The following is a 24,506-nucleotide window of genomic DNA, read 5'->3' as shown; positions in this document are numbered from 1 at the left end:
CCGACAACGACAGTAACCTTAGGGTCTTGTTCGGTCGTATTCCGCGCTGAGCGAACCAATCACACGCGGTATCGCCGACATGATCGCGGAAGCTGTAAGGGGCCCTCCGTTGAATTCTTCCGAAGCCTGCGATCCAGCCCGCCCGTGAAGGCTCGCAGCAACGGCAGCCAATGCAGCCCAGCGGTCCTCAACGTCCAGGCCCAGGCCGGCATATGCGCCGTCGTCGTCCTTGATGGATTCCGCGCTTTGGGCGAGCAAAGCGCCCAGGATACCGGCCAGGACATCGCCACTGCCTGCGGTCGCCATCCAGGCCGTGCCTTCGGACTGGCTGAAAACAACGCCCGACGGCGACGCCACCAGTGTGGTGGCTCCCTTCAGGAGCACCGTGGCGCCGGTTTGTTGTGCGGCCTGACGTACCCAGTGCAGCGGACGCGATTCCACGACCTCCCGCGTCACGGCCACCTCACCGGTTGAGGGCAGCGACTCGAGGAGAGCGGCCAGTTCTCCAGCGTGTGGCGTCAGGATCCAGTGGGCCGGGCAGTGGTCCGGCAGGAGGCTTAAAGCACCTGCATCCACTACCACGGGTAGATCCGCGGCCAAGGCAGTCGCAGCAGCGGACCTGGCCCGTTCCAGCTGTTCTTCCCCGTCGACGCCGGAGCCCAGCAACCATGCTTGGACCCGGCCGGGTTTTTCCGGTTCCCACAGAGCTTCCGGGTTTTTGGCCAGCACCAACTGCGCTACCGCTTGGGGGCCGGCGTACCGCACCATCCCGGCGCCCGCGAGGGCCGCCGCATGGACGCCCAGGACAGCGGCACCGGCAAACCGCACCGAGCCCGCCACAACGCCCAGGACACCCCGCGTGTATTTGTGTGCCCGGCGTCCGGGACGGGGCAGCACTGCGGAAATTTCTGCAGAAGTGAGGCGGCGGAGCTCCGGCCGGGTGGATTCGAGCAACTCTTCAATGCCGATGTCCACCACCTGGACCCGGCCCGAACAGCCTTCCCCCGGGTCGGTCATGAGGCCTGCTTTGACGCCGCCAAACGTCACCGTAACGTCCGCATCCAGTACAGGCCAGTGGACTTCGCCTGTGGTGGCATCCAGCCCGCTGGGGAGATCGCAGGCCACTACCAAGCCGGGACGCAGTTCCTGAAGGGAGGCAATCAGCTCCGCGGAGGGGCCGCGCAGGCCTCCACGGGCACCCGTGCCAAGCAGGGCATCAATGATGACGTCATTTCCTGCGCATACGACTGCGAGTTCCTCAGCGTTCCCCGGCTCGAGGTAGAGCGTCCGACCACCGGCTGCCTTGAAGGCTGCCAACGCCTCGGGATGGACTTCGGCAGCGGCGAGGACCGCCGTCGTGCGCATTCCCCGGCGTGCCAGCAGCGCTGCCGCAAAGAGGCCATCGCCGCCATTGTTGCCCTTGCCTGCCAGGACGGTGACGCTGGCACCGGCCAGCCGGCGCCGTGTCCTGACCTCGCGTGCTACGGCCTGGGCCAGCCCATAGGCTGCCCGTTCCATGAGAACAGCGCCCCCACCGGCGTCCAGGTACGGTTGTTCCGCATCCCTGATCTGTTGTCCGGTGAAGGCGCTGATCATTGTTCTTGAGAGTCCGCTTAGCCCTCGGCGAGCACAGTGGCCGTGGCGATGCCACCGTCATGGCTCATGGACAAGTGCCAGCGCTTGACGCCCTTGGCCTCAGCCACTGCCAGCACCGTGCCCTTGACCTGGACCGTGGGGCCGTTCTCATCGAGGCCAATCCAGCAGTCCTGCCAGTTCATGCCCGCGGGGGCACCCAGAACCTTGGCCACGGCTTCCTTGGCCGCAAAACGGGCAGCCAGGGAACGGGTGTTCAATTCCCGTTCGGCAGGAACAAACAGCCGATCCCGGAGCCCGGGCGTCCGCTCCAGCTGCCTGCCGAACCGCTCGATGTCTACGACGTCTACGCCAATGCCAACAATCATGGCGTTATTCTACGGTCACGCTCTTGGCGAGGTTGCGCGGCTGGTCTACGTCGTAGCCCTTGGCGCCGGCCAATTCAGCGGCAAAGATCTGCAGCGGAACAGTGGTGAGCAGCGGCATCAACAGGGTGGGCGTCTCCGGTACGTAGAAGACCTGCTCTGCGTAATCCTTGACCGACTCGTCGCCTTCTTCGGCAATGACCAGGGTGCGCGCACCACGTGCACGGACTTCCTGGATGTTGCTGACGACCTTTGAGTGCAGGGAGTCGCGGCCACGCGGGGACGGAACAACGACGAAGACCGGCTGGCCATCGTCGATCAGGGCGATCGGACCGTGCTTGAGCTCGCCGGCAGCGAAGCCTTCAGCGTGGATGTAGGCGATTTCCTTGAGCTTCAAGGCGCCTTCCAGGGCAACCGGGTAGCCCACGTGACGGCCAAGGAACAGCACGGACTTTTCGTCCTTCATGCTGCGCGCGAGCTCGCGCAGGGGCCCTGCGTTGTCCAGGATGTGCTGGATCTTGGCGGGGATCTTGTTGAGGTCCGCCAGGACGTCCTTGATCTGGCCCGAGAAGATGTTGCCGCGCAGCTGGGCAAGGTACAGGCCCAGGAGGTAAGCGGCCGTGATCTGCGCCAGGAATGCCTTGGTGGAGGCAACCGCGATTTCCGGGCCGGCGTGCGTGTAGAGCACGGCGTCGGATTCGCGCGGGATGGTGGAACCGTTGGTGTTGCAGATGGAGATCGTCTTGGCGCCCTGTTCACGGGCGTAGCGGACGGCCATCAGGGTGTCCATGGTCTCACCGGACTGGCTGATGGAAACCACCAGGGTGTTGGAGTCCACAATCGGATCGCGGTAGCGGAACTCGTGGGCGAGCTCAACCTCCGTGGGGATCCGGCACCAGTTCTCAATCGCGTACTTGGCCACCAGGCCGGCATAAGCCGCGGTGCCGCAAGCCAGCACGATGATCTTGTCAACCTGCTTGAGGAGTTCGGGGTCGATGCGGACCTCGTCCAGCGTCAGCTTGCCATCAAGGTCCGAGCGGCCCAGGAGGGTCTGTGCAACGGCATCGGGCTGATCGTGGATTTCCTTCTCCATGAAGGAGTTGAAGCCACCCTTTTCGGCAGATGCCGGGTCCCAGTCGACGTGGTATTCCTTGCCTTCGGCAGGAGCGCCGAAGAAGTCGGTGATTTCCACGGAGTCCGCGGTGATGGTGACGATCTGGTCCTGGCCCAGTTCCACGGCGCGGCGGGTGTAGTCGATAAAGCCGGAGACGTCCGAGCCGAGGAAGTTCTCGCCTTCGCCCAGGCCAACCACCAGCGGGGAGTTGCGGCGGGCAGCTACGACGACGTCGGGCTGGTCTGCGTGGACTGCAAGAAGGGTGAAGGCGCCTTCAAGGCGCTGGCAGGCCAGGCGCATCGCTTCGGTGAGGTTTCCGCCGTCGCCATTGAGCTGGGTGCGGAAGATGTCGCCAACAAGCGCGGCGGCAACTTCGGTGTCGGTTTCGGACTCGAAGGTAACGCCCTTGGCCAGGAGCTCCTGCTTGAGTTCAGCGAAGTTCTCAATGATGCCGTTGTGAATAAGTGCAAGGCGGCCGCCATCGGAAAGGTGCGGGTGCGCGTTGCGGTCGGTCGGGCCACCGTGGGTAGCCCAACGGGTATGGCCGATGCCGGTCAGGGATTCAGGAACTGGATTTGCTTCCAGTTCACCGATCAGGTTGCTCAGCTTGCCGGACTTTTTACGGGATGAGATTTTCCCGTCAGCCACCACTGCGACGCCAGCGGAGTCATAGCCGCGGTACTCAAGACGACGCAGCCCTTCCACGACGACGTCAAGGGCGCTGTGACCAGCTGCCTTGCGAGACGAATTGCCAACATAGCCTACGATTCCACACATGGGTACTAGCCTAACGTCTAGTGCAAACAACTGACGTGGGACATCCCAGCTCTTCCCCTTGCCAGTATGATGTCCAACCCCACAATTCACCCTCCCGTCGTCGCGCATTTCCTGTTCCGCCTCGCGGAGGGCAGAATCATGAGCGTGACTTTGCAACGCACCGAAGCTAATGGCGACGGCGCTTCCCCGTTTGTAGAGCTGGACCGTCAAACGTGGTCCAGGCTTGCAGCGCAGATGGAGCAGCCCCTCAACGAAGAGGACATCTTCCGTCTCCGCGGACTCGGCGACCCCTTGGACATGAAGGAAGTCAGGGAGGTCTACCTCCCCCTTTCCCGGCTCCTGCACCTGTATGTACAGGCTTCGCACCAGCTCCATGCAGCCACCACCACGTTCCTGGGCGAACAGACCCAGCGCACACCGTTCGTGATCGGCGTCGCCGGCTCAGTGGCCGTTGGCAAGTCCACCATCGCCCGCGTGCTCCGCGAAATGCTGCGGCGCTGGCCCGGGACCCCCAATGTGGAGCTCATCACCACGGACGGATTCCTTTATCCTTTGGCCGAGCTGAAGCGCCGGCACCTTTTGGAGCGCAAAGGTTTTCCCGAGTCCTACGACAGGCGCGGACTGCTTCGCTTCGTCTCCGAAGTCAAAGGTGGCGCGGAAGAAGTGCGGGCGCCGTGGTATTCCCACGTAACGTACGACATCGTGCCGGGGAAGGAAGTCGTGGTGCGGCGTCCCGATGTCCTGATTGTCGAGGGTCTCAACGTCCTGGCTCCCGCCCGTCCCCGCATGGACGGCAAGCAGGGACTGGCAGTCAGCGACTTCTTCGACTTTTCCATCTACGTGGACGCCAAAACCTCCTACATCGAGGAATGGTACGTGGACCGTTTCCGCAAACTGCGCACCACCGCATTCGCGCAGCCGGAATCCTACTTCCACCGCTACGCCACCCTGTCCGATGACGACGCCGAATCCACCGCACGCGGCATCTGGAAGCGCATCAACGAACCCAACCTCGAAGAGAACGTGCTGCCAACGCGCGGGCGCGCCCAATTGGTCCTGACCAAGGACGCAGACCACTCCATCCGCCGGATGCTGCTGAGGAAGGTCTAGCGTGGCCAACTCCCAAAAGCTCCCGAGCCGGCGCGTTTTTGCAGGCTTGCTCACCGCCGGAGCTGGAATCGCGGCATTGGCTGCGTGCACACCTGAGAAGGCTATCCCCTCCCCTGTAGCTGCAAACGCCGCCAGTGAAGCCGCTGCGCCGTCTGCAGCCCCCTCCAGCGCCCCCGCTACGGAGCCTGCGGCTGTTTCCCCGTCCCCCAGCGCGGAGTCCCCCACCCCGGCACCATCCAGTTCGGCACCGTCCAGTTCGGCACCGTCCAGCGCCGTTGCACCCCAGCACTCCCTCACTGACCCGGCCAGCCCTTGGGTGATCGTCAACAAGCACCGCCCACTGACCCCGCAGGACTTCGTCCCGGCCGACTTGGTCCAGCCGAAGGTCCGACTCGCCGTCAGCGGCGAAGCTTCCCTGCTTAACAGCACGACGGCGGCTGCCGCGGAAAAGATGTTCGGCGCGGCGGCAACAGAAGGCATCATCATGACCTTGGCTTCGGGCTACCGTTCCTACTCCACCCAAGTGGCCACGTACGGAGGGTACGTCGCCAGCACGGGGCAGGCGGCTGCGGACCGCGCTTCAGCCCGCCCGGGTCACTCCGAGCACCAGACGGGCTGGTCCTTCGATATCGGCGACGGGGGTGGAGCCTGCAGCTTCCAGCCGTGCTTTGCTGAACAGCCCTCGGCGGTCTGGGCCAAGGCCAACGCCCACAGATTCGGTTTTGTGGTCCGCTATCCCTGGATGCTCCACGACACCACCGGGTACTTCTACGAGTCCTGGCACTTGCGGTATATCGGCGTGGAAGCGGCAACGGACATGGCCACGCGCGGCATTGCCACCCTGGAAGAGTACTTCGGGCTCGAAGCAGCCCCGGACTACCTTTAGCCCTTAAACAGCGTCGGCCCGCTCCCCTGGCATCCAGGGTGCGGGCCGATACTCGTTCAAACTTCCTAGACGGCCATTTCGCTGGACACGCCCAGTCGTTCTTTGACCACTGCGGCAAGGCTGTTGCAGATGCGCTCAGCTGTTTCCATATCAGCGGCTTCCACCATGACACGGACCAAAGCTTCAGTACCTGACGGGCGGAGCAGCACGCGGCCGGTCTCACCCAATTCCAGCTCCGCGGCAGCAACAGCCGCTGCCACGCCTTCGTCGGTGCCGGCGCGGGCCTTGTCGACGCCCTTGACGTTGATCATCAGCTGCGGGAGCTTGGTCATGGCCGTGGAGAGTTCCTTGAGACTGCGGCCGGTCAGGGCGACCTGCGCCGCGAGCTGCAGGCCGGTCAGGACGCCGTCGCCTGTGGTGGCGTAGTCGGAGAAGATCACGTGGCCGGACTGTTCCCCGCCAAGGTTGTAGCCGCCGTCGCGCATTTCTTCCAAGACGTAGCGGTCGCCGACGCCGGTTTCACGGATGGTGATGCCGGCGTTCTTGAGGGCGATCTTAAGGCCGAGGTTGCTCATGACAGTCGCCACAAGGATGTTGTCCTTGAGCTTCCCTGCATCATTGAGGGCCAGTGCGAGGATGGCCATGATCTGGTCGCCATCCACTTCATTGCCTTCGTGGTCCACGGCAAGGCAACGGTCGGCGTCGCCGTCGTGGGCTACTCCAAGATCTGCACCGTGCTTGACCACGGCTTCCTTCAGCGGGCCCAGGTGTGTGGAGCCCACACCCTCGTTGATGTTCAGGCCGTCCGGCTCAGCGCCGATCACTACAACATCAGCGCCGGCGTCCTTGAACACCTGGGGCGAGCAACCACTCGCTGCACCGTGGGCACAGTCGAGGACTACCTTGAGGCCGTCCAGGCGCTTGGGCAGCGTACCCAGCAGGTGCACGATGTAGCGGTCCTCGGCGTCGGAGAAGCGCTGGATGCGTCCGACGTCGGCTCCCACAGGGCGCTGCGGCTCTTTGCCAAGCTGCGCCTCGATGGCGTCTTCGACGTGGTCCGGGAGCTTCTGGCCGCCGCGGGCGAAGAACTTGATCCCGTTGTCCGGCGCGGGGTTGTGGGAGGCCGAGAGCATGACGCCGAAATCGGCGTCGAGGTCTGCCACCAGGTAAGCGGCCGCAGGGGTGGGAAGAACACCGGCGTCATAGACGTCGATTCCGGAGCTGGAAAGCCCGGCTTCCACGGCGGCTGCGAGGAATTCGCCACTCGCTCTGGGGTCCCTGGCGACGACGGCGCGCGGCCGCTTGCCGTTGGTTGTGCGGTCATGGCCGAGTACGACGGCGGCGGCCTGTGCGAGCTGCATAGCCAGCTCGGCGGTGAGCAATCCGTTCGCGAGACCGCGCACGCCATCTGTTCCAAATAATCTAGACATCGGCTCAAGTTTAGACGACTACGGGACACCATCAGTTCAGGGGCGTGTCGGAGCGTCATATGGACGGACTTCAACGGTGGGTGTTTAACGGCGAAAGCCCGCCCCGCCGAAGTGGCGGAACGGGCTTTCGATACCCCTGCAAGGGGGCCAAGCCGGATTAACGCTTGGAGTACTGCTGAGCCTTGCGTGCCTTCTTGAGACCAGCCTTCTTACGCTCGATGGCGCGGGCGTCACGGCGCAGGTAACCGGCCTTCTTGAGGGTGGCGCGGTTGTTGTCGACGTCGATCTCGTTCAGCGAGCGGGCAACACCGAGACGCAGTGCACCGGCCTGGCCGGAGATGCCACCGCCGTGGATACGGGCGATGACGTCATAGGCGCCTTCGAGATCAAGGATCTTGAAGGGCTCGTTGACGTCCTGCTGGTGCAGCTTGTTCGGGAAGTAGTTGTCCAGCGTGCGGCCGTTGATGGTCCACTTGCCGGAACCCGGAACAACGCGAACGCGTGCAACGGCTTCCTTGCGACGGCCAACAGCTGCACCGGCAACGGTCAGTGCCGGGCGCTCCTTCTTGGGCGCATCTTCAGCAGATGTGCTTTCAGAGGTGTAGCTGGTGAGGGTTTCCTCAGCCTCGACGGCTTCGGCGGTCAGTTCTTCGTTCTGAGCCACGGTTCTCCTTGTAATAAAAAGTTTAGTTGGTGGCCAGGACTACTGGGCGACCTGGGTGATTTCGAAAGTCTTCGGCTGCTGTGCAGCGTGGGGGTGCTCAGCGCCACGGTAGACCTTGAGCTTGCCCAACTGCTGTGCAGCGAGAGAGTTCTTGGGGAGCATGCCCTTGATGGCCTTCTCAACAGCGCGAACCGGGTTGGATTCCAACAGCTCGGCGTAGTTGACGGAGGTCAGGCCGCCCGGGTAACCGGAGTGGCGGTATGCGCGCTTCTGCTCCAGCTTGGCGCCGGTGAGGGCAACCTTTTCAGCGTTGATGATGATGACGAAGTCGCCCATGTCCATGTGGGACGCAAAGGTCGGCTTGTGCTTTCCGCGCAGCAGTGTTGCGGTCTGGCTGGCAAGACGACCAAGGACAACGTCGGTGGCGTCAATGACGTGCCACTGGCGGTTGATATCGCCGGGCTTCGGGGTGTACGTACGCACGGTTTTGCCTCGTTCTTGTTCTGGCGTTCATGTTTTAGGCGACACGCAGTGAGGCGTGTACCTACTATGTATGCGCTACCGGAGCAGAGGTGAGGGCTCTATGTACCAGTCATCCCAGGATCTCGATATGCCCCAGGAGTTAGCGATCCTGCAACTGGATCCCCCGCAAGGCATGTGTCATCGAGATAGGACACGCACAACGACTCTAAACAATACCTTCAACGGGGCGTCCGGGTCAAAATGGGGTAACCGCCCCTGGGGGCAGCGCGCTGATTAAGGGAGAGCACATGACCGACGGGGCCGCCTTTCCCTTCGTTATCGCCCTCGCCGGCTTCCTCCTAAGCCCGGCCGCCGAGTGGCTCATCTCGGCGAGGCTGCCGCGGCTCGGCAGCCTCCCTCCACTAAGGATCCGGACCACGACGGCGACTGTCACCTCGCTGCTGTTCGGCTTGCTCGCATGGCGGTTTGGCTTTTCTCCCGAGTTGCCGGCTTTCCTTTTATTGGCCGTTCTTGGCGTGCAGCTTTCACGAATCGACTTCGCCCTGCATTTGCTGCCCAACACCCTTATATTGATGCTTCTTGGCGGCGGGTTGCTGCTTTTGTCCGCGTCCGCATCCCTTGGTCCAGGCTGGCCCGAGCTGCTCCGAGCCCTCGCAGGAGGGGCCATTTTGTTCGCAGGCTACTTAATTCTTGGACTTCTCTCGCCCGGAAGCATCGGAATGGGCGATGTAAAGCTCGCCGCGCCCCTGGGACTGTACTTGGGGTACTTGGGTTGGCAGCAAGTACTCATCGGGGGGCTACTGGGATTCGTGGTGGGCGGGGTGCTGACGGTGCTGATGTTGCGCTTGCGACGCGCGGAAAAGCCTAAGGAAACAGCCCACGGACCGGCAATGATCATCGCGGCCATCAGCGTTGCCCTGATCATGAACTGACCTGACTGGGTACGCACTTATCTCCGGGCCTGCCACTCCCCGAATTAATAAGGCAGCTTTCGAAACCAAGTAGTTTCGACCCCTTTTTACTCCAGAACTGAGTACTGGCCACCTTCTTTGAGTGGCCGCGGGTAGCGAGCCCTGCTGCAAGTCGAGTACGGCTACGCATTGTCCCAGCAGCCGGCCAGGGTGAATTCTTATCTCATCGAATTCCGGACCGCTAAAGGCAACATGGGGGTAGTTCGGAAGTCGAAGCAAATTCCGATAATTTGCTGGACCTATAACCTGTTTCGCAAATCATTTTTCTGGGAAGGATTTTCCAATGTCTGCTTTTATGCTTTCTGTTACCTCGTACATTGCCGGCGTCAAGGCCCGCCTCACCTCCGAAGAGAAGGGCGCGACGATGGTTGAATACGGCATCATGGTCGCCTCCATTGCAGTCGTTGTGGCGGTTGCAGCCCTCGCACTCGGCGGGCGGGTTTCGACCCTGTTCGCCGGCATCATCCCATAGCTCTGGCCCTGTGATGCGGTTGGTCGAGGCTGTCGCTTGGCGACCCCGGCCAACCCGTCGCTTTTAAGAGCAAGTTTCTGTTGGAATCTGGGACCGGGAGACGGATGTGAAAACCAAAACGAATGAGCGTGGCGCCGCGGCCGTGGAACTGGCCATCATTCTGCCACTTTTGCTGCTAATCCTGTTCGGAATCATGGAGTTTGGGCGCGCCTACAATGTCCAGGTTTCCCTGACTCAGGCTGCACGGGAAGGAGCCCGTCATGCTGCGGTGCACTACCAGGACGGCAGTCTCGACGTCTCGGGCGCGGCTTTGGCCGCCGCGCCCGCGCTGGACGGACTGGGGGTCACTGTCGCAGACAATGCTTCCAGCTGTGCACCTGGAGCAAATGTGGAAGTCACCACCAGTGTTTCTCTGTCCTCGATGACTGGATTCCTGGACGCCGGCTTCTTCGGCGGGGCAGGCATCTTCCCCCTCAACCTGTCAGGAGTGGGGGTGATGAGATGCGGTGGTTAGTCAGAGCACCTCGGGACATTCGGTCACCTGAAGATGCGGTCGATTCCGAACGTGGCGCAAGCACCGTCATCGTCGCAGTCCTCATGGTCGTCCTCCTTGGATTCGCCGCCTTGGCCGTCGATGTCGGGGCTATCTACGCCGAGAAAGCTCAACTGCAGAATGGCGCTGATGCTGCAGCGCTGGCTATCGCCACCGACTGCGCCGGGGGCAATTGTGGGAGCAGCACATCTACGGGAAATCAGTTCGCCAATGCCAACGCCAATGACAACACCAGCGGCGCCGTCGTCACGTTTCCGGCTGCCACCACCGTGCGGGTGGCAACGAATGCACGGGACACAGCTGGGCAAAACAGCCTCTCGCTGTTTTTCGCACAAACCATGGGCTTCGACACCGCAAACGTTACTGCCTCGGCCGAAGCGTCGTGGGGAGCTCCTTCTTCTGCGACTACCCTTCCATGGACCGTGAGCGAGTGTGTTTTCAAGAAGTATCTTTCACCAGCCCAACTCGCTTCGCTGAACTCAACCGGAAGCTTCTCCGGCGACCCAATCCCCACACACCTTCTCCTGCGCTACGACACCAATGCGCCCACCGTTCCGGGCTGTGCCGCACAAAACGGTTATCAGCCTGGTGGCTTTGGTTGGCTGGTGACAACATCTGGATGTTCAACAAATATCGACATTGATATGGCTGTACAAGGCCAGCCGGGCAATAGCTTCCCTAATGGGTGCACTGCGGCCTTGTCCAAAATCATGGATGAACCAGTGCTCATCCCGCTATTCAAAACGGCTGCAGGCAACGGCAGCAATGCAAAGTACACCCTGGTCGGTTTCGCCGCATTCCAGGTAACCGGGTATAAGTTCAGCGGCTCTGGGGCCGTACTGGACTCACTTGCACCAAGCTGCACGGGAAACTGCCGCGGACTCCAGGGATTCTTCTCACGCTTTGTGTCCCTCGAAGAGGGCATGCAGGTTACCGGAGGTATCCCCAATTACGGGGCTTCGGTTGTCGTGCTCACCGAGTAGTCACTCATAGAGTCCCTGCTCTCGAACTCATGAAACTCAAAGGAGTAGAAAGTGAAAACACGCCTACTGGGAGGCATTGCAGCACTGCTTTTGGCAGTCATTGGCACCGTCTTGCTGGTCACCTATGTTCAGGGGGCCGACAAGCGGGCGCAGCAAGGGCTCGATCCCGTCACCGTACTTGTCGTCAAGGAACGCATTCCCGCCGGCACCAAGGCAGAGGAACTTCAATCCAAGGTCAAAACTGAAACTCTGCCTCAATCAGCGGTGGCGCCAGGGACCATTAACGCCTTGACTGATCAAAAGGGCAAGGTTACCTCCTCCGACCTGCAGCCAGGTGAACAACTTCTGGGAGTAAAGCTGGTCAGCCCCAAAGAACTGGTCCCGGGAACCGTCCCAGTTCCCGAGGGATTGCAGGAAGCAACGTTTGTTCTTGCCCCGGAGCGGATGCTGGGGGGCCGGGTTGAAGCCGGGGATACTGTCACTGTCTTCGCCTCCTTCAAACTCGACGAAGCTGTGCCATCGGGAGCCAATCTGCCGGCTGGATTGACTGGGTGGAAGGACTTCACTGAGCTCCTTTATCACGATGTTCTGGTCACCGCGGTCCAGCAAGCAGCCCCTGACGCCGAGAAGTCAGCTGGGTCGGAAAAGGCCGTCGCACTTCCCAATGGCTCGGCATATGTCACCGTTGCCCTTAGTGACGTCAATGCAGCCAAGATGGTCTACGGGGCAGAGTTCGGCACCTTGTGGCTCTCCAAACAGACAGACAAGACCGTCAAGGGCGACCCGCCAACAACCACGTTCGGAGGGCTGGTCCAATGAGCCGCTTCGTAGCCATCACCGCGGTCCGGGACTTTGAAGCCCGGATCCGACAGGCCATAACCGGAGCCCTGCACGGTGAGCTTCAAACCTTGTCGCCCGCCGTGCTCCAAGGCGGCACTGATGAGATCTTCAAGCAGCTGACAGGTGCCCCTCCCGAGGTCATGATCCTCGGCCCAGGCGTCAATCCCGACGATGCTTTCAAACTGGCCACAGTGATTGACCTTCAATATCCGGAAATCAGTTTGCTAATGGTAGCTGAGCCCTCTGCGGATGTCGTGTTGAAGGCCATGCATGCCGGAGTCAGGGATGTGGTGGCACCTGATGCCGAGATCAACGAGCTTCGCATCCTCCTGGAGCGCGCATGCTTGTCAGCCGCCAGCCGGCGACGTGGAATGCAGCCGGCTGCCGAGTCCGGGCAGGAGCGGGGCCGGGTCATTGCCGTCATGTCGCCCAAAGGTGGAGTTGGCAAGACAACCGTGGCAACCAACCTGGCTATAGGGTTGGGCGCAGTGGCACCCATGAGCGTAGTGATTGTGGACCTGGATTTGCAGTTCGGGGATGTTGCCTCAGGTCTCTTGCTGGAGCCGGAACATTCCATAACCGAGGCGGTTCACGGTGCTGCTGCCCAGGATTCCATGGTCCTCAAAGCTTTTCTCACGGTCCATCCCGCTGGCATTTACGCACTTTGCGCGCCACAGAAACCGTCCGATTCGGACTACATTACGGCCGACCACGTCACCCGGCTCCTCAATCAGCTGGCGACGGAGTTTAAGTACGTCGTGGTGGACACAGCACCAGGTTTGGGCGAACACTGCCTGGCGACCTTGGAGTTGGCCACTGACGGGGTCTGGGTCTGTGGGATGGATGTCCCCAGTATCAGGGGTCTCCGGAAATGCTTCAGCGTGCTGAAGGAGCTGCAGCTTCTACCTCAAGGCCGTCACACTGTCTTGAACTTCGCGGACAGGAAGAGCGGTCTTTCCGTACAGGATGTCGAGGCCACCATTGGGGTTCCCGTTGACACAGTGATCCCTCGTTCCAAGACCCTTCCTTATTCCACGAATCGTGGTGTTCCCGTGCTGCAAGGAACCGCCCGGGATGCATCGATCAAGGGGCTGCGAAGGCTCGTTCAACGATTCGATCCTCGGTTGGAATCAACGCCCCAGAACAAATTGCACCGGAGGGTGGTGGTGTCGTGAAGCTGTCAGAGAGATTGACCAAAAACAACCCTCTTCACCCAGGTGCTTCCACAGATCCGGAGGCGGGAAACTTCGTTGCGGCCGAGGAGAACAATGGATTGTCCTCGGTGTCACCGCCGATCCTAGGTGGTTTACCTACCGCTCCGGCGGTGGATGCACTGGCTGGTCTCAAGCAACGAGCAGCATCTTCTCTTTTTGCACGCATAGGAAACCGCATGGGGGATACCTCCTCGTCCGAGGAGGACCTTCGGTCCTTCGCAGTGGAGGAACTCTCAGCCGTTATCGACGAAGAACAGGTACCCCTATCACCAGAGGAAAGGCGCCGGCTGATCCGCGAGATTTCCGATGAAGTCATGGGCTACGGTCCGTTGCAGCGATTGCTGGAAGACCCGTCGGTGACAGAAGTCATGGTGAATCGATTCGACCAGATCTACGTGGAGCGTCACGGTCACCTGGCATTAACGGAGCTGCAGTTCAGCTCGGATGACCACCTTCGGAAGGTCATCGAACGGATCGTGTCCAAGGTGGGACGTCGCATCGACGAATCGTCTCCGTTGGTGGACGCACGACTGGAAGACGGCTCCCGCGTCAACGCAATCATCCCGCCCCTGGCTGTCAACGGCCCATCCCTGACCATCAGGAAATTCAGCCACGTTCCCCTCACGGTGAGGAACCTCATCGAATGGGGTTCCATGAGCCAGGAGATGGCCGAGCTGCTGAGTGCGTGCGTCCGGGCGCGGTTGAATGTGATCGTCTCCGGCGGTACGGGTACAGGAAAGACGACGTTGCTCAACGTCCTTTCGTCCTTCATTCCTGAGTCCGACCGCATCGTCACCATCGAAGACGCCGTTGAACTGCAGCTGCAGCAGCGCCACGTGGTCCGTTTGGAGAGCAGGCCACCCAATATCGAAGGCAAGGGTGAAATCACCATCCGGGACCTCGTGCGGAACTCTCTCCGTATGCGTCCCGACCGCATCATAGTGGGAGAGGTTCGTGGAGGTGAGTCTTTGGACATGCTCCAGGCGATGAACACGGGGCACGACGGCTCACTATCAACTGTCCATGCCAACTCTCCCCGCGACGCAATTGCGCGCTTGGAGACGCTGGTACTCATGGCCGGAATGGACCTTCCGCTGCGGGCCATCCGGGAGCAAGTGTCATCTGCCGTCGACCTCATTGTTCAGGTCACCCGCCTACGTGATGGTAGCCGGCGGGTAACCCACGTTACCGAGGTGCAAGGCATGGAAGGAGATGTTGTCACCCTCCAGGACGCGTTTCTTTTCGATTACTCGGCCGGGTTGGATGCCCAGGGCCGTTTCCTGGGCAAAGCCGTACCCACTGGTATTCGGCCCCGTTTCCTCGATCGTTTCGCGGAGCTCGGCATTCAGGTCTCCCCCGCGACCTTCGGTGCGCTTCCCGTTACAGTGGGGAGGCGATAACGATGGATTCTCCAGCATTCTTCGTCATCGCCGTCTCACTCTGCGTGGCCGCCCTCATTGTCGTAGTAGCCGTTGTCCTGAAACCTCAGAACGGCCCTATCCCTGTCGAGCGTCGCCGGGTAAACCTGCCTCAAGATAATTCTGCAGTGGGGCGTGTTTCGGAGTCCGCCGTTCGCTTCGTTGACGTCGCCCTTGGCAAGTCAGGCGGGCCTTTCAACCGCGAGGTTCTCTACAACGCCGGCGTCAAACAGGCGCCCGCCGACGTGACCGTCGTGGTTGTCATCGCAGCCGTACTTCTTGGCGGCTTCGGCTGGCTTCTGATCAACCCTTTCATTGGCATTCTGCTCGCTATTGCTGCTCCCTTTGGGGCGAAGCTGATCCTTGGTGTGAAGACAGGTAGACGCCGCGGGATGTTTGAGATGCAGCTAACGGACACCATCCAGATGTTGATCGGCGGCCTTCGCGTGGGGCACAGCATCATGAGGTCGTTGGATGCCGCGGCCCAGGAATCGCAAGCCCCGACGTCGGAAGAACTGGCCCGGATTGTCAATGAAGTGCGAATCGGCAAGGACCCACGGCAAGCGCTGGAAGATTGTGCCAGCCGCATGGACAGCGAAGACTTCCAGTGGATTGCGCAGGCAATCCAAATCAACCGCGAGGTGGGTGGGGATTTGGCCGAGGTCTTGGAGCAAGTGGCAGGAACAATCCGGGAGCGAAGCGAGATCAAGGGGCACGTACGCGCCCTGAGCGCTGAAGGCAAGATGTCTGCCATGGTCCTGATGATTCTTCCTGTAGCGGTGGGGCTTTTCATGTCCGCGTTGAACCCCAGCTATATGAGACTCTTCGCCGAACACCCCATTGGGATTGCCCTGATGGTGGTCAGCGCACTCCTGTTCGTTATCGGAGGCTTCTGGATGAGCCGCACTGTAAAGATCAAGTTTTAGGAGACAACGCTCATGACTCCCATTGCATGGCTCATTATTGGCATCATCGTCCTTCCGCTCGGCTACTTCGCTTGGTCACTGCTCAGCATTGACCGCAAGGGCGTTGTTGCCATTCAAAGCAATCTCGGCTCGGGCTTCGCTCAAGGTAGTGGGGTGAACCTTAGACGACCGCCCCTCCTGCTGGGCGTTGCCAGGAAACTAACCCCCGGCAGCTATGAAGCCAGATTGGATCATTGGCTCGCGCTTGCCGGCCGCCCTATGTCGATGCCGTTGTCTAGGCTCATCGCCTTGAAACCGGCACTCGCATTAGTGGGAACACTCGGCGGAGTATTCCTGTTTCTTCTCAGTCCCGGACCTGGAATGGTAGGACTGGGCCTCTTCCTGACTGTGTTTCTCTACTTCCTTCCAGATCTCCTGGTCTACAACACCGGGATCAAGCGGCAGGAAGCCATCAAACTCGAGTTTCCGAACACCCTTGATCAAATGCTGATTTCAGTCGAAGCCGGTCTTGGGTTCGAATCGGCGATGGAACGGGCATCGGCGCAGGGGTCTGGTCCCCTGCCCCATGAGCTGATGCGCACCCTGCAAGACATCCAGGTGGGACGTCCCCGGCAGGAGTCCTACGAAGCCTTGGCCGAACGGTGCGCTGTTCCAGACGTTCGTAGTTTCGTCCTCGCGGTCATACAAGCCGACAAGTATGGCATCGGCATCGCGAATGTCCTCCGGGCCCAAGCCAAGCAAGCACGCGTCAAACGGCGTCAAAGCGCCGAAGAGCGTGCCATGAAGTTGCCCGTCAAGGTGCTTTTTCCGCTCCTGTTCTGCATCTTCCCGGTGCTCTTCATAGTCCTTCTGGGTCCGGCAGTGATCAAGATCATGCAGGCCTTCAGCTGATCTTCCCCCGCTGGAAATAGACCGGCACTTCGCGGATCCCAGACCACGGAGTGCCACAACGGCCCCCTTCCGGTACCCAGAGCCGGGAGGGGGTCCTCCAATGCCCGGACCCCACCGGAAAGAACTACTGTCGTCGCGCCCGCGTCAGCTCAGCCCGGGCCAACAGCTCGGCGTCCGTTGGATAGGCAACTTCTTCCAGCACCAGCGGGTGGGGTGCGGCCAGAACGGACTTGGCATCCCGCTTGCGTTCCAGCAGCCGCGAGTGCAACCAGCCAGGGGACTCCAAGCCCTCCCCCACACGCAGCGCAGACCCCACCAAGGAGCGCACCATGTTGTGGCAGAAAGCATCAGCCTGAACGATGGCAACAATGACACCATCGCCGGCACGGTCAAAGGTGAACTTCTGCAGCTCACGAATAGTAGTGGCACCTTCCCGTGGCTTGCAGTAGGAACGGAAATCCTGAAGTCCAAGCAAAGCCGCAGCGCCTTGGTTCATCAGCGAAACATCCAGCCCAGTCTTGTGCCACAGGGTAATCCCCCGCAGGACAGGGTCCCACCGCTCCGGGCCATCGGCGATGCGGTAGCTGTACCTTCGCCACAAGGCAGAAAAGCGAGCGTCAAAGCCCTCGGGCGCCAGACCGGCGTCGTGCACTTCAACGGCCCCCGTAAGGTCACCGAGAATCCGGCTCAAGGCGCCACGGAGCCGCCGCAAGAGCGCGACGCCGGGATCGAGTTCGTGCCCGCGCGGCAGAGACAGCCACTCGGCTTCGGTCAGGTCCAGGTGAACCACCTGCCCGCGGGCGTGGACGCCGGCATCAGTTCTGCCGGCAACCGTCACACGGACCGGCCGTTGCAGCAAGAGAGCCAGTGCTTCTTCCAAAGAGCCCTGAACAGTCCGGAGACCTGGCTGCAATGCCCACCCGTTGAAAGGACCGCCGTCGTACGAAAGATCAAGCCGGACACGCAAAAACCCGCCGCCCCCCAAAACGGGGGCAGCGGGTTTTCGTTCGTTCATAGACTCAAGTCTACTGTGAAGAATTCAGTGAATTACTTCTTGTCCTCAGCGGCCGGAGCCTCTTCGGTTTCAGCAGCTTCAGCTTCAGCAACCTCTGCCTCAGCGGCCGGAGCCTCTTCGGTTTCAGCAGCTTCGGTCTCTACGACCTCTTCTTCAGCAGCCGGAGCTTCGGCAGCCGGAGCAGCCTTGGCAGCGGCAGCCGTTGCTTCAGCAACAACGGCCTGCTTCGGGGAAACCGGCTCGAGGACGAGCTCGATGACAGCCATGGGAGCGTTGTCGCCCTTGCGGTTGCCGATCTTGGTGATGCGGGTGTAGCCACCATCGCGGTTGGCAACGGCGCCGGCGATGTCGGTGAACAGCTCGTGGACAACGCCCTTGTCGCTGATCAGGCCGAGAACGCGGCGGCGGGAAGCGAGGTCGCCACGCTTGGCGAAGGTGACCAGACGCTCTGCGTACGGCTTAAGGCGCTTGGCCTTGGTGACCGTGGTGGTGATGCGCTTGTGCTCAAACAGAGCAGCTGCCAGGTTCGCGAGCATCAGGCGCTCGTGAGCCGGGCCGCCTCCGAGGCGCGGACCCTTAGTGGGGGTAGGCATAGTTATTTCTCCTGTTATGTAAGCCGGTCAGGTCCATCGCTGGACCCGGCGGCCAAGATCTGCTGTTTAGAGCTCGTCGTCGCTGAACGCGGCGTCGTCCTCTTCGATGGCTGCGGCGCGGGCTGCGAGATCGAAACCGGGAGGGGAGTCCTTGAGGGACAGACCCAGTTCGACGAGCTTTGCCTTGACCTCGTCAATGGACTTCGCACCGAAGTTACGAATGTCCATCAGGTCAGCCTCGGAGCGGGCAACGAGTTCACCCACGGTGTGGATGCCCTCACGCTTGAGGCAGTTGTAGGAACGGACGGTGAGGTCCAGATCCTCGATCGGCAGAGCCATGTCAGCTGCCAGGGCAGCGTCCGTCGGCGACGGGCCAATCTCGATACCTTCAGCTGCGGTGTTCAGCTCACGAGCCAGACCGAACAGTTCCACCAGGGTGGTGCCTGCGGAAGCAACAGCATCGCGCGGAGCGATTGCCTGCTTGGTCTCGACGTCGACAATGAGCTTGTCGAAGTCGGTGCGCTGCTCAACACGGGTAGCTTCCACGCGGAAAGTTACCTTCATGACCGGCGAGTAGATCGAGTCGACCGGAATACGGCCGATCTCGGAGTCGCCGGACTTGTTCTGAGCTGCCGAAACGTAGCCACGGCCGCGCTCGATGGTCAGTTCGAGTTCGAACTTGCCCTTCGAGTTCAGTGTGGCAATGTGCAGATCCGGGTTGTGGAATTCGACGCCGGCCGGCGGAGCGATGTCCGCGGCGGTGACGACTCCGGGGCCCTGCTTGCGCAGGTACGCAACAACCGGCTCATCGTGCTCGGAGGAAACCGAAAGGTTCTTGATGTTCAGGATGATCTCGGTGACATCTTCCTTGACACCCGGAACCGTGGTGAACTCGTGCAGCACGCCATCGATCCGGATGCTGGTTACAGCGGCACCGGGGATGGAGGAGAGCAGGGTACGGCGGAGGGAGTTTCCGAGGGTGTAGCCGAAGCCCGGCTCCAGCGGTTCAATGATGAAACGGGAGCGGTTCTCGGATACAACTTCTTCAGACAGGGTGGGGCGCTGTGCAATGAGCACTTAGGTTTCCTTTCGGCGAGCATCCGCTATATGACGCAACACAGGTGGTGGAAATCGGCTTCGGTTTCCAGCCTGACCAGCCGGGCCATGCTGATGGATGATCGAAACCATCCATAGCAGGCCCGGCCGGTCAGGCAGGGAAGACCTAATTAGACGCGGCGGCGCTTCGGCGGGCGGCAACCGTTGTGGGCGCTGGGGGTGACGTCCTGGATGGAGCCAACCTCGAGGCCAGCGGCCTGAAGTGAACGGATTGCGGTTTCGCGTCCGGAACCCGGGCCCTTGACGAATACGTCAACCTTGCGCAGACCGTGCTCCTGAGCGCGCTTTGCAGCAGCTTCGGCAGCCATCTGGGCAGCGAACGGGGTGGACTTACGGGAGCCCTTGAAGCCAACCTCACCGGCGGAAGCCCATGAGATGACAGCACCGTTCGGGTCCGTGATGGACACGATGGTGTTGTTAAAGGTGCTCTTGATGTGCGCCTGGCCAAGCGCAATATTCTTCTTATCCTTGCGACGCGGCTTACGAACCGCTCCACGAGTCTTCGGGGGCATTGTTTCTCCTACAGAAAGTTATCGGGGGAAAACCAGGTCAATCCCGAGGGATTAACGTCCGGCCTTCTTCTTGCCGGCGACGGTGCGCTTCGGACCCTTGCGGGTACGTGCGTTGGTCTTCGTACGCTGTCCGCGTACGGGCAGGCCCTTGCGGTGGCGCAGGCCTTCGTAGCTGCCGATCTCTACCTTGCGGCGGATGTCAGCGGCTACCTCGCGGCGAAGGTCACCCTCAACCTTGTAGTTGCCTTCAATGTAGTCACGCAGCTGGACCAGTTCGGCGTCAGTCAGGTCCTTGACGCGAACGTCAGCGCTGATGCCGGTGGCAGCCAGGGTTTCGTGTGCACGGGTCTTGCCCACGCCGTAGATGTAAGTAAGCGCAATTTCCAACCGCTTTTCGCGGGGAATGTCTACGCCAGCGAGACGAGCCATAGTGGCGGTACTCCTTGAATAAACCGGAGGTCGTAGGCAGTACACCCACACGTTCCGTGTGGCCCCAGCCTCCGACCGGGGGTTCGCTGACCAGGCTCTGAAATGCAGTCCTGGCACAGCTTGTGCTGCCTTTATTTACTTGCGTGGGCTAGCAACCCAGGTTTGCCCTTGCGGGCGCTGATTCCCGGAAGGGGAATTAGCCCTGGCGCTGCTTGTGGCGCGGGTTCTCGCAGATCACCATGACCCGGCCGTTACGGCGGATCACTTTGCACTTGTCGCAGATCTGCTTGACGCTCGGCTTGACCTTCATGGCGTTCCTTTGCGTGTTTTGCAGTTGATCTGCTGGAGCGGCTTAGGCACTGTTGCCTGGCCGCCCAGCAATTTACTTGTAGCGGTAGACGATACGACCACGTGTGAGGTCGTATGGGCTCAGCTCAACCACTACCCGGTCCTCGGGGAGGATTCGAATGTAGTGCTGTCGCATCTTCCCAGAGATGTGTGCGAGAACGACGTGCTTATTGGTGAGCTCAACACGAAACATCGCATTGGGCAGCGCCTCAGTCACAACGCCCTCGATCTCAATGACCCCGTCCTTCTTGGCCATATCCTCCGCTAACTGTTGTTTGCCGCCGTCCTTCAGTAGGCACCGAAGATCCAGCGGACGTTTTTTGTTTGCTTGGCCACCTTGGAGCCACGACACCAAAAAGGGCGTGGCTGCACAGACAACCAACAAATAACTCTACGCCAATCACGCCGGAAAGTTAAATCCGTCCATGGTAGCGCAAGGGTCGGCCGCCGTCACTCCCCCGCAGGCCTGAAAGCCGGGAATTCGCCCGCCGCCGTCGAGACACTTTCCGCAGCCCGGACGCCGTCGAGTATCGCCAGCCTAACGGCTTCCGCCGCGGCGCTTTGGAGTGTTATCAGCGAAACCTGCCGCGCCTGTTCGGTACTGCGGTCAATCCCGACGGCGCCGGTCGCCAGGGCGAATACGGTGTCACCGTCCGCCAAAGTATGGGACGGGTCCAACGCCCGCGCCAGCCCCGCATGCCCGGCACTGGCAGTCCGCTTGCACTCAGCCGCGTCCAGCACGGCATTGGTAGCGATCACCACAAGCGTGGTGTTGAGTCCCTGCGGCGGGGCCGTCAATGGCGCTTCCCGCTGGCCCTCCGGGCCTGGAGCCCGGCGGCGCGCGTTTAAGGGAGGAACGACCGAGCGCGCAGAGGACTTCAGGTCCGGAGGGCCAAACAACGGCGAGCCGAGCGCGTTCACCACTGCAATAGCCCCAATGACCACTCCGCCATCAAGAGTGATCGACGACGTTCCAATCCCGCCCTTGTACTGGCCGCGCGCAACCACCGCCCCCGTCCCGGCACCCACGTTTCCACGTTCGACGGCGGCATGGTCACCTGAGGCGAACGCTGCGGCGGCCGCTTGGTAACCCATGTCCGCGTCGGGTCGCGCCTTCACGTCACCACCCCGACCGAGATCAAAGATGGCCGCGGCAGGCACAATCGGCACTACAGTCCCCGGAACAGCAAACCCCCTGCCCTGCTCCTCACACCACAACTGCGCCCCGCCAGCAGAGGCCAACCCAAAAGCACTGCCTCCGGTCAACACCACGGCATCCACAGTGGAAACCAGGGTGGTCGGATCCAGCGCGTCGGTCTCATGAGTCCCCGGACCCCCACCACGAACATCCACGGAGCCAACAGTCCCCACGGGAGGCAGCACCACGGTCACCCCTGACAACCACCCCTTCCCCACCCTCTGCACATGCCCAACCCGTATGCCCGCAACATCGGTGATCGAATTCATGGCTCCATTCTCCCCCTGCGGACCCAAACAAACTGCGGTAGGGCTGGCACCCGGCAGCGCGCGTCCAAGGTGGGCCCACGACGGCCGGGTTCCCTGGCCGAGCTTGCGAGGTTAGGGCGCCGTTGGGGAGGCACGACCGAGCGCGCCGAGGGGTTCGGCCCGACCGCAGGTTGGGCACAGGAGCAAAGTGGGAGCCCGGCCTCGAATACGAACCAGCGAGTAACGCCGGGTAAACGGGTTGGGAAGTGTAAGACAACTATCGCTACGGGGCACCAATTTGGCCCAAACCCCTGCTGTGCGTGTGGTGAGCTAAGCCTGTCTTCGCCGCCCCGGTCCGGGAGCTGGCGCCCCTGTTCGCCCGAAAACGTAAGTGACCCATGACTACCCGACAGATCCACAGCAGCACTGCGCCTGCCGGCAGGCCAGAGACAAAACCGCCGGCCCCGCCGCTTGAGGCGGCCAAGGACCTCCCGGCCAGGAGTCGCTGGTCAGGCCGCAGCCGGAAGGACTTCCTGGTCTTCCTTGCCATGGCTTTGCCGAACCTCGTGCTGATCGGCACCTTCACGTACTGGCCCCTGATCAACAACATCTATTACTCCACGCTGGATTGGACGCTGGGTTCTGCGTCAGCCACGGTGGTGGGGCTGCAGAACTATGTCACGTTCTTCACCAGCGAGGATGCAGGCAAGGTCCTTGGCACTACGGCGATTTTTACGTTGGTGACGGTCGGTGGCTCCATGGTGCTGGGCTTGCTGGTTGCCCTTGCCTTGAACTCCAGAGTCCGCGGAACCACCTTCGCGAGGTCCGCGGTGTTTGCTCCTTATGTACTGTCCGGGGTGGGCGTCGGGCTGGTGTGGCTGTTCATTTTCGATCCCGGCTATGGCGTGCTGGCCTGGATTCTTCGGGCGTTTGGCCAGCAGAGCCCGCAGTGGATCAACGATCCCCAGTTGTCCTTGGTGATGGTGATCATCGTTTACGTGTGGAAGAACCTGGGCTATTGCGCCGTGGTGTACCTCGCCGGGCTCCAGTCCCTTCCCCAAGATGTCATGGAAGCTGCAGCGCTTGACGGGGCAAACAGCGTGCGGCGCTTCTTCAATATCTCCCTGCCGCTGCTCTCTCCCACCACGTTCTTCCTGCTGATCACCACCATGCTCAGTTCCTTGCAGGCATTCGACCTCATCCGCATCATGACGCCGCTGGGCAATGGCACCAGCACGTTGATCTACGAGGCCTACCTGCAAGCATTCGGCGCCTATAACCGTGCCGGCTATTCGGCCGCCGTCTCAGTGGTCCTCTTCGCCATCCTGCTGATCATCACGGTCCTCCAACTGCGGTTCGTTGAGCGAAAGGTCCACTACTCATGAGCGCAACCTCACCCACCGCCGTCGTGCCTTCACCGGACCCCGTGCCTTCACCGGACCCACAGCAGGAAGAGAGCCAGGAGCCGCAGCAGCGGCCGCGTCCCTTCTCCAGAGCGAACCTGCTCCAGACTGTGGCAACCGGCTACCTTCCGTTGATCATCGCCACATTGGTGGTCTTTTTGCCCCTGCTGTGGATGCTGTTGAGCTCTTTCAAGCAGCCGGGCGAGATCGTCACCATGGACCTGAAGCTGCTGCCGGAGTCGCTCAACCTGGAAAACTACGCGACGGCAATGACCACTGTCCCGTTTGCGCAGTTCTTCGCCAACAGCCTGATCGTGACCCTGATCGGTTCATCCATCAAAGTCATCCTGGCCATACTGACCGCCTATGCGTTGGTGTTCGTGCGCTTCCCGTTCAAGAACGTGATCTTCGTGCTGATCCTGGTGGCCCTCATGGTCCCGGCCCAAGTCTCCATCCTGCCCAACTACATCCTCATCGCAGGCATGGGTGGCAAGAACACTTTATGGGGCATCATCCTCCCCGGCCTCGGTACGGCATTTGGCACCTTCCTGCTGCGCCAACACTTCCTGACGCTGCCGCCGTCGATCCTGGAAGCCGCGGAAATTGATGGGGCCGGCCACTGGCGGCGGCTGTGGCAGATCATTGTGCCGGTCTCGGTGCCATCGATCGCCACCGTGGCATTGGTAACAGTGGTCAGCGAATGGAACGACTACATTTGGCCGCTCATCATCACCGACCGCCCCGAAACCATGACGTTGCCTGTGGGCCTGACGCTGCTGCAGAACTCCGAAAGCAATGGCGCCGGGTGGGGAATCCTCATGGCCGGAGCCGTACTGGTGATCGTCCCCATCCTCCTGGTGTTCGCAGCACTCCAGCGCTACATCGTGGCCGGCCTGACCCAAGGCAGCGTCACCGGCTGATTTCTCCCTTCCGCACCATTCGCATCGAAACACC

27 protein-coding genes are annotated in these 24,506 nt (G+C 61.3%); 13 read left to right on the top strand and 14 right to left on the bottom strand.

Features of this window, described 5'->3' with window-relative positions:
• Positions 1-18: 18 nt before the first annotated feature.
• From BLQ01_RS02330 to glmS, 3 genes are read right to left on the bottom strand one after another with little or no spacing between them, the layout of a single operon-like run.
• A complete protein-coding gene (locus BLQ01_RS02330) occupies positions 19-1,596 on the bottom strand; it encodes an NAD(P)H-hydrate dehydratase (protein WP_175493323.1) in 1,578 nt (525 codons plus the stop codon).
• Between the two features lie 17 nt (positions 1,597-1,613).
• On the bottom strand, positions 1,614-1,961 hold the full coding sequence (locus BLQ01_RS02325; RefSeq protein WP_011775548.1) for a holo-ACP synthase: 348 nt from the start codon (positions 1,959-1,961) through the stop codon (positions 1,614-1,616).
• A 4-nt stretch (positions 1,962-1,965) separates the two neighbouring features.
• Complete coding sequence (gene glmS / locus BLQ01_RS02320; protein ID WP_026539843.1) at positions 1,966-3,849, bottom strand: glutamine--fructose-6-phosphate transaminase (isomerizing); 1,884 nt, start codon at positions 3,847-3,849, stop codon at positions 1,966-1,968.
• A 138-nt stretch (positions 3,850-3,987) separates the two neighbouring features.
• Between glmS and coaA the strand changes: the two genes are divergently transcribed.
• The gene (gene coaA / locus BLQ01_RS02315) at positions 3,988-4,959 is read left to right on the top strand and encodes a type I pantothenate kinase (RefSeq protein WP_026539842.1); all 972 of its coding nucleotides are present in this window, start codon (positions 3,988-3,990) and stop codon (positions 4,957-4,959) included.
• A 1-nt stretch (position 4,960) separates the two neighbouring features.
• Entirely contained in the window at positions 4,961-5,845 is an 885-nt protein-coding gene (locus tag BLQ01_RS02310) for a M15 family metallopeptidase (protein WP_175493322.1), read from the top strand.
• 65 nt (positions 5,846-5,910) lie between these two features.
• On the opposite strand, the gene glmM is transcribed toward BLQ01_RS02310, so the two are convergent.
• The 3 genes from glmM to rplM all read right to left on the bottom strand — a co-directional run bounded on the left by glmM (position 5,911) and on the right by rplM (position 8,422).
• A complete protein-coding gene (glmM, locus tag BLQ01_RS02305; RefSeq protein ID WP_026546280.1) occupies positions 5,911-7,275 on the bottom strand; it encodes a phosphoglucosamine mutase in 1,365 nt (454 codons plus the stop codon).
• 157 nt (positions 7,276-7,432) lie between these two features.
• The gene (gene rpsI / locus BLQ01_RS02300; protein ID WP_091549953.1) at positions 7,433-7,939 is read right to left on the bottom strand and encodes a 30S ribosomal protein S9; all 507 of its coding nucleotides are present in this window, start codon (positions 7,937-7,939) and stop codon (positions 7,433-7,435) included.
• Between the two features lie 39 nt (positions 7,940-7,978).
• Positions 7,979-8,422, bottom strand: coding sequence for a 50S ribosomal protein L13 (rplM, locus tag BLQ01_RS02295; RefSeq protein ID WP_024817563.1), 444 nt, complete (start codon positions 8,420-8,422; stop codon positions 7,979-7,981).
• Between the two features lie 287 nt (positions 8,423-8,709).
• Between rplM and BLQ01_RS02290 the strand changes: the two genes are divergently transcribed.
• The 9 genes from BLQ01_RS02290 (at position 8,710) to BLQ01_RS02250 (ending at position 16,690) form a co-directional block, all read left to right on the top strand.
• On the top strand, positions 8,710-9,354 hold the full coding sequence (locus BLQ01_RS02290; protein WP_091549951.1) for a prepilin peptidase: 645 nt from the start codon (positions 8,710-8,712) through the stop codon (positions 9,352-9,354).
• Positions 9,355-9,676: 322 nt separating this feature from the next.
• Positions 9,677-9,865 carry a Flp family type IVb pilin gene (locus BLQ01_RS02285; protein WP_254779162.1) on the top strand — a complete coding sequence of 63 codons (189 nt, stop codon included), beginning with the start codon at positions 9,677-9,679 and terminating at the stop codon, positions 9,863-9,865.
• A 106-nt stretch (positions 9,866-9,971) separates the two neighbouring features.
• Positions 9,972-10,379, top strand: coding sequence for a TadE/TadG family type IV pilus assembly protein (locus BLQ01_RS02280; protein WP_091549950.1), 408 nt, complete (start codon positions 9,972-9,974; stop codon positions 10,377-10,379).
• The gene (locus tag BLQ01_RS02275) at positions 10,367-11,401 is read left to right on the top strand and encodes a TadE/TadG family type IV pilus assembly protein (RefSeq protein ID WP_091549948.1); all 1,035 of its coding nucleotides are present in this window, start codon (positions 10,367-10,369) and stop codon (positions 11,399-11,401) included. The genes BLQ01_RS02280 and BLQ01_RS02275 overlap by 13 nt, the downstream gene beginning before the upstream one ends.
• A gap of 51 nt (positions 11,402-11,452) precedes the next feature.
• Positions 11,453-12,220, top strand: coding sequence for a Flp pilus assembly protein CpaB (locus tag BLQ01_RS02270; RefSeq protein ID WP_091549946.1), 768 nt, complete (start codon positions 11,453-11,455; stop codon positions 12,218-12,220).
• Positions 12,217-13,416, top strand: coding sequence for a CpaE/TadZ family protein (locus BLQ01_RS02265; protein WP_091549944.1), 1,200 nt, complete (start codon positions 12,217-12,219; stop codon positions 13,414-13,416). The genes BLQ01_RS02270 and BLQ01_RS02265 overlap by 4 nt, the downstream gene beginning before the upstream one ends.
• Positions 13,417-13,514: 98 nt before the next feature.
• The gene (locus BLQ01_RS02260) at positions 13,515-14,855 is read left to right on the top strand and encodes a TadA family conjugal transfer-associated ATPase (RefSeq protein WP_254779216.1); all 1,341 of its coding nucleotides are present in this window, start codon (positions 13,515-13,517) and stop codon (positions 14,853-14,855) included.
• A 2-nt stretch (positions 14,856-14,857) separates the two neighbouring features.
• Positions 14,858-15,799: a type II secretion system F family protein gene (locus BLQ01_RS02255; protein WP_091549939.1), complete on the top strand. Its 942-nt coding sequence runs from the start codon at positions 14,858-14,860 to the stop codon at positions 15,797-15,799.
• A gap of 12 nt (positions 15,800-15,811) precedes the next feature.
• On the top strand, positions 15,812-16,690 hold the full coding sequence (locus BLQ01_RS02250) for a type II secretion system F family protein (RefSeq protein WP_091549936.1): 879 nt from the start codon (positions 15,812-15,814) through the stop codon (positions 16,688-16,690).
• A 124-nt stretch (positions 16,691-16,814) separates the two neighbouring features.
• On the opposite strand, the gene BLQ01_RS02245 is transcribed toward BLQ01_RS02250, so the two are convergent.
• From BLQ01_RS02245 to BLQ01_RS02210, 8 genes are all read right to left on the bottom strand, one after another.
• On the bottom strand, positions 16,815-17,705 hold the full coding sequence (locus tag BLQ01_RS02245; RefSeq protein WP_175493321.1) for a tRNA pseudouridine synthase A: 891 nt from the start codon (positions 17,703-17,705) through the stop codon (positions 16,815-16,817).
• Between the two features lie 32 nt (positions 17,706-17,737).
• Positions 17,738-18,298, bottom strand: a complete 561-nt coding sequence (gene rplQ / locus BLQ01_RS02240; protein ID WP_091549933.1) for a 50S ribosomal protein L17 — start codon at positions 18,296-18,298, stop codon at positions 17,738-17,740.
• A 66-nt stretch (positions 18,299-18,364) separates the two neighbouring features.
• On the bottom strand, positions 18,365-19,375 hold the full coding sequence (locus tag BLQ01_RS02235) for a DNA-directed RNA polymerase subunit alpha (protein ID WP_011775567.1): 1,011 nt from the start codon (positions 19,373-19,375) through the stop codon (positions 18,365-18,367).
• Between the two features lie 149 nt (positions 19,376-19,524).
• The gene (gene rpsK, locus BLQ01_RS02230) at positions 19,525-19,926 is read right to left on the bottom strand and encodes a 30S ribosomal protein S11 (RefSeq protein WP_014922380.1); all 402 of its coding nucleotides are present in this window, start codon (positions 19,924-19,926) and stop codon (positions 19,525-19,527) included.
• Between the two features lie 51 nt (positions 19,927-19,977).
• The gene (gene rpsM, locus BLQ01_RS02225; RefSeq protein ID WP_011775569.1) at positions 19,978-20,355 is read right to left on the bottom strand and encodes a 30S ribosomal protein S13; all 378 of its coding nucleotides are present in this window, start codon (positions 20,353-20,355) and stop codon (positions 19,978-19,980) included.
• Positions 20,356-20,551: 196 nt separating this feature from the next.
• Positions 20,552-20,665, bottom strand: a complete 114-nt coding sequence (gene rpmJ, locus BLQ01_RS02220; RefSeq protein ID WP_011775570.1) for a 50S ribosomal protein L36 — start codon at positions 20,663-20,665, stop codon at positions 20,552-20,554.
• A gap of 72 nt (positions 20,666-20,737) precedes the next feature.
• A complete protein-coding gene (gene infA / locus BLQ01_RS02215) occupies positions 20,738-20,959 on the bottom strand; it encodes a translation initiation factor IF-1 (RefSeq protein WP_011775571.1) in 222 nt (73 codons plus the stop codon).
• A gap of 194 nt (positions 20,960-21,153) precedes the next feature.
• Complete coding sequence (locus BLQ01_RS02210) at positions 21,154-22,170, bottom strand: P1 family peptidase (protein ID WP_091549931.1); 1,017 nt, start codon at positions 22,168-22,170, stop codon at positions 21,154-21,156.
• A 377-nt stretch (positions 22,171-22,547) separates the two neighbouring features.
• Here BLQ01_RS02210 and BLQ01_RS02205 point away from each other — a divergent pair, with 377 nt between their 5' ends.
• On the top strand, positions 22,548-23,534 hold the full coding sequence (locus BLQ01_RS02205) for a carbohydrate ABC transporter permease (RefSeq protein ID WP_175493320.1): 987 nt from the start codon (positions 22,548-22,550) through the stop codon (positions 23,532-23,534).
• Entirely contained in the window at positions 23,531-24,472 is a 942-nt protein-coding gene (locus tag BLQ01_RS02200; protein ID WP_091549929.1) for a carbohydrate ABC transporter permease, read from the top strand. The genes BLQ01_RS02205 and BLQ01_RS02200 overlap by 4 nt, the downstream gene beginning before the upstream one ends.
• Positions 24,473-24,506: the final 34 nt, after the last annotated feature.

The organism is Arthrobacter sp. UNCCL28 (genome assembly GCF_900102805.1).
In the GTDB taxonomy this organism is placed as follows: Bacteria; Actinomycetota; Actinomycetes; order Actinomycetales; family Micrococcaceae; genus Arthrobacter; species Arthrobacter nicotinovorans_A.
The sequence above is the reverse complement of the archived record's forward strand: the minus strand, read 5'-3'. Positions and strand labels throughout refer to the sequence as shown.

What these genes read in the sequence shown, in the direction of transcription:
- BLQ01_RS02245 (WP_175493321.1), bottom strand. Translation starts at nt 17,705, where the DNA reads ATGAACGAACGAAAACCCGCTGCCCCCGTTTTGGGGGGCGGCGGGTTT.
- BLQ01_RS02285 (WP_254779162.1), top strand. Translation starts at nt 9,677, where the DNA reads ATGTCTGCTTTTATGCTTTCTGTTACCTCGTACATTGCCGGCGTCAAG.
- coaA (WP_026539842.1), top strand. Translation starts at nt 3,988, where the DNA reads ATGAGCGTGACTTTGCAACGCACCGAAGCTAATGGCGACGGCGCTTCC.
- BLQ01_RS02250 (WP_091549936.1), top strand. Translation starts at nt 15,812, where the DNA reads ATGACTCCCATTGCATGGCTCATTATTGGCATCATCGTCCTTCCGCTC.
- BLQ01_RS02265 (WP_091549944.1), top strand. Translation starts at nt 12,217, where the DNA reads ATGAGCCGCTTCGTAGCCATCACCGCGGTCCGGGACTTTGAAGCCCGG.
- BLQ01_RS02290 (WP_091549951.1), top strand. Translation starts at nt 8,710, where the DNA reads ATGACCGACGGGGCCGCCTTTCCCTTCGTTATCGCCCTCGCCGGCTTC.
- BLQ01_RS02205 (WP_175493320.1), top strand. Translation starts at nt 22,548, where the DNA reads ATGACTACCCGACAGATCCACAGCAGCACTGCGCCTGCCGGCAGGCCA.
- BLQ01_RS02325 (WP_011775548.1), bottom strand. Translation starts at nt 1,961, where the DNA reads ATGATTGTTGGCATTGGCGTAGACGTCGTAGACATCGAGCGGTTCGGC.
- BLQ01_RS02210 (WP_091549931.1), bottom strand. Translation starts at nt 22,170, where the DNA reads ATGAATTCGATCACCGATGTTGCGGGCATACGGGTTGGGCATGTGCAG.
- rpsM (WP_011775569.1), bottom strand. Translation starts at nt 20,355, where the DNA reads ATGGCTCGTCTCGCTGGCGTAGACATTCCCCGCGAAAAGCGGTTGGAA.
- rplQ (WP_091549933.1), bottom strand. Translation starts at nt 18,298, where the DNA reads ATGCCTACCCCCACTAAGGGTCCGCGCCTCGGAGGCGGCCCGGCTCAC.
- rpsK (WP_014922380.1), bottom strand. Translation starts at nt 19,926, where the DNA reads ATGCCCCCGAAGACTCGTGGAGCGGTTCGTAAGCCGCGTCGCAAGGAT.
- BLQ01_RS02275 (WP_091549948.1), top strand. Translation starts at nt 10,367, where the DNA reads ATGCGGTGGTTAGTCAGAGCACCTCGGGACATTCGGTCACCTGAAGAT.
- glmM (WP_026546280.1), bottom strand. Translation starts at nt 7,275, where the DNA reads ATGTCTAGATTATTTGGAACAGATGGCGTGCGCGGTCTCGCGAACGGA.
- rpmJ (WP_011775570.1), bottom strand. Translation starts at nt 20,665, where the DNA reads ATGAAGGTCAAGCCGAGCGTCAAGCAGATCTGCGACAAGTGCAAAGTG.
- BLQ01_RS02255 (WP_091549939.1), top strand. Translation starts at nt 14,858, where the DNA reads ATGGATTCTCCAGCATTCTTCGTCATCGCCGTCTCACTCTGCGTGGCC.
- infA (WP_011775571.1), bottom strand. Translation starts at nt 20,959, where the DNA reads ATGGCCAAGAAGGACGGGGTCATTGAGATCGAGGGCGTTGTGACTGAG.
- BLQ01_RS02330 (WP_175493323.1), bottom strand. Translation starts at nt 1,596, where the DNA reads ATGATCAGCGCCTTCACCGGACAACAGATCAGGGATGCGGAACAACCG.
- glmS (WP_026539843.1), bottom strand. Translation starts at nt 3,849, where the DNA reads ATGTGTGGAATCGTAGGCTATGTTGGCAATTCGTCTCGCAAGGCAGCT.
- BLQ01_RS02200 (WP_091549929.1), top strand. Translation starts at nt 23,531, where the DNA reads ATGAGCGCAACCTCACCCACCGCCGTCGTGCCTTCACCGGACCCCGTG.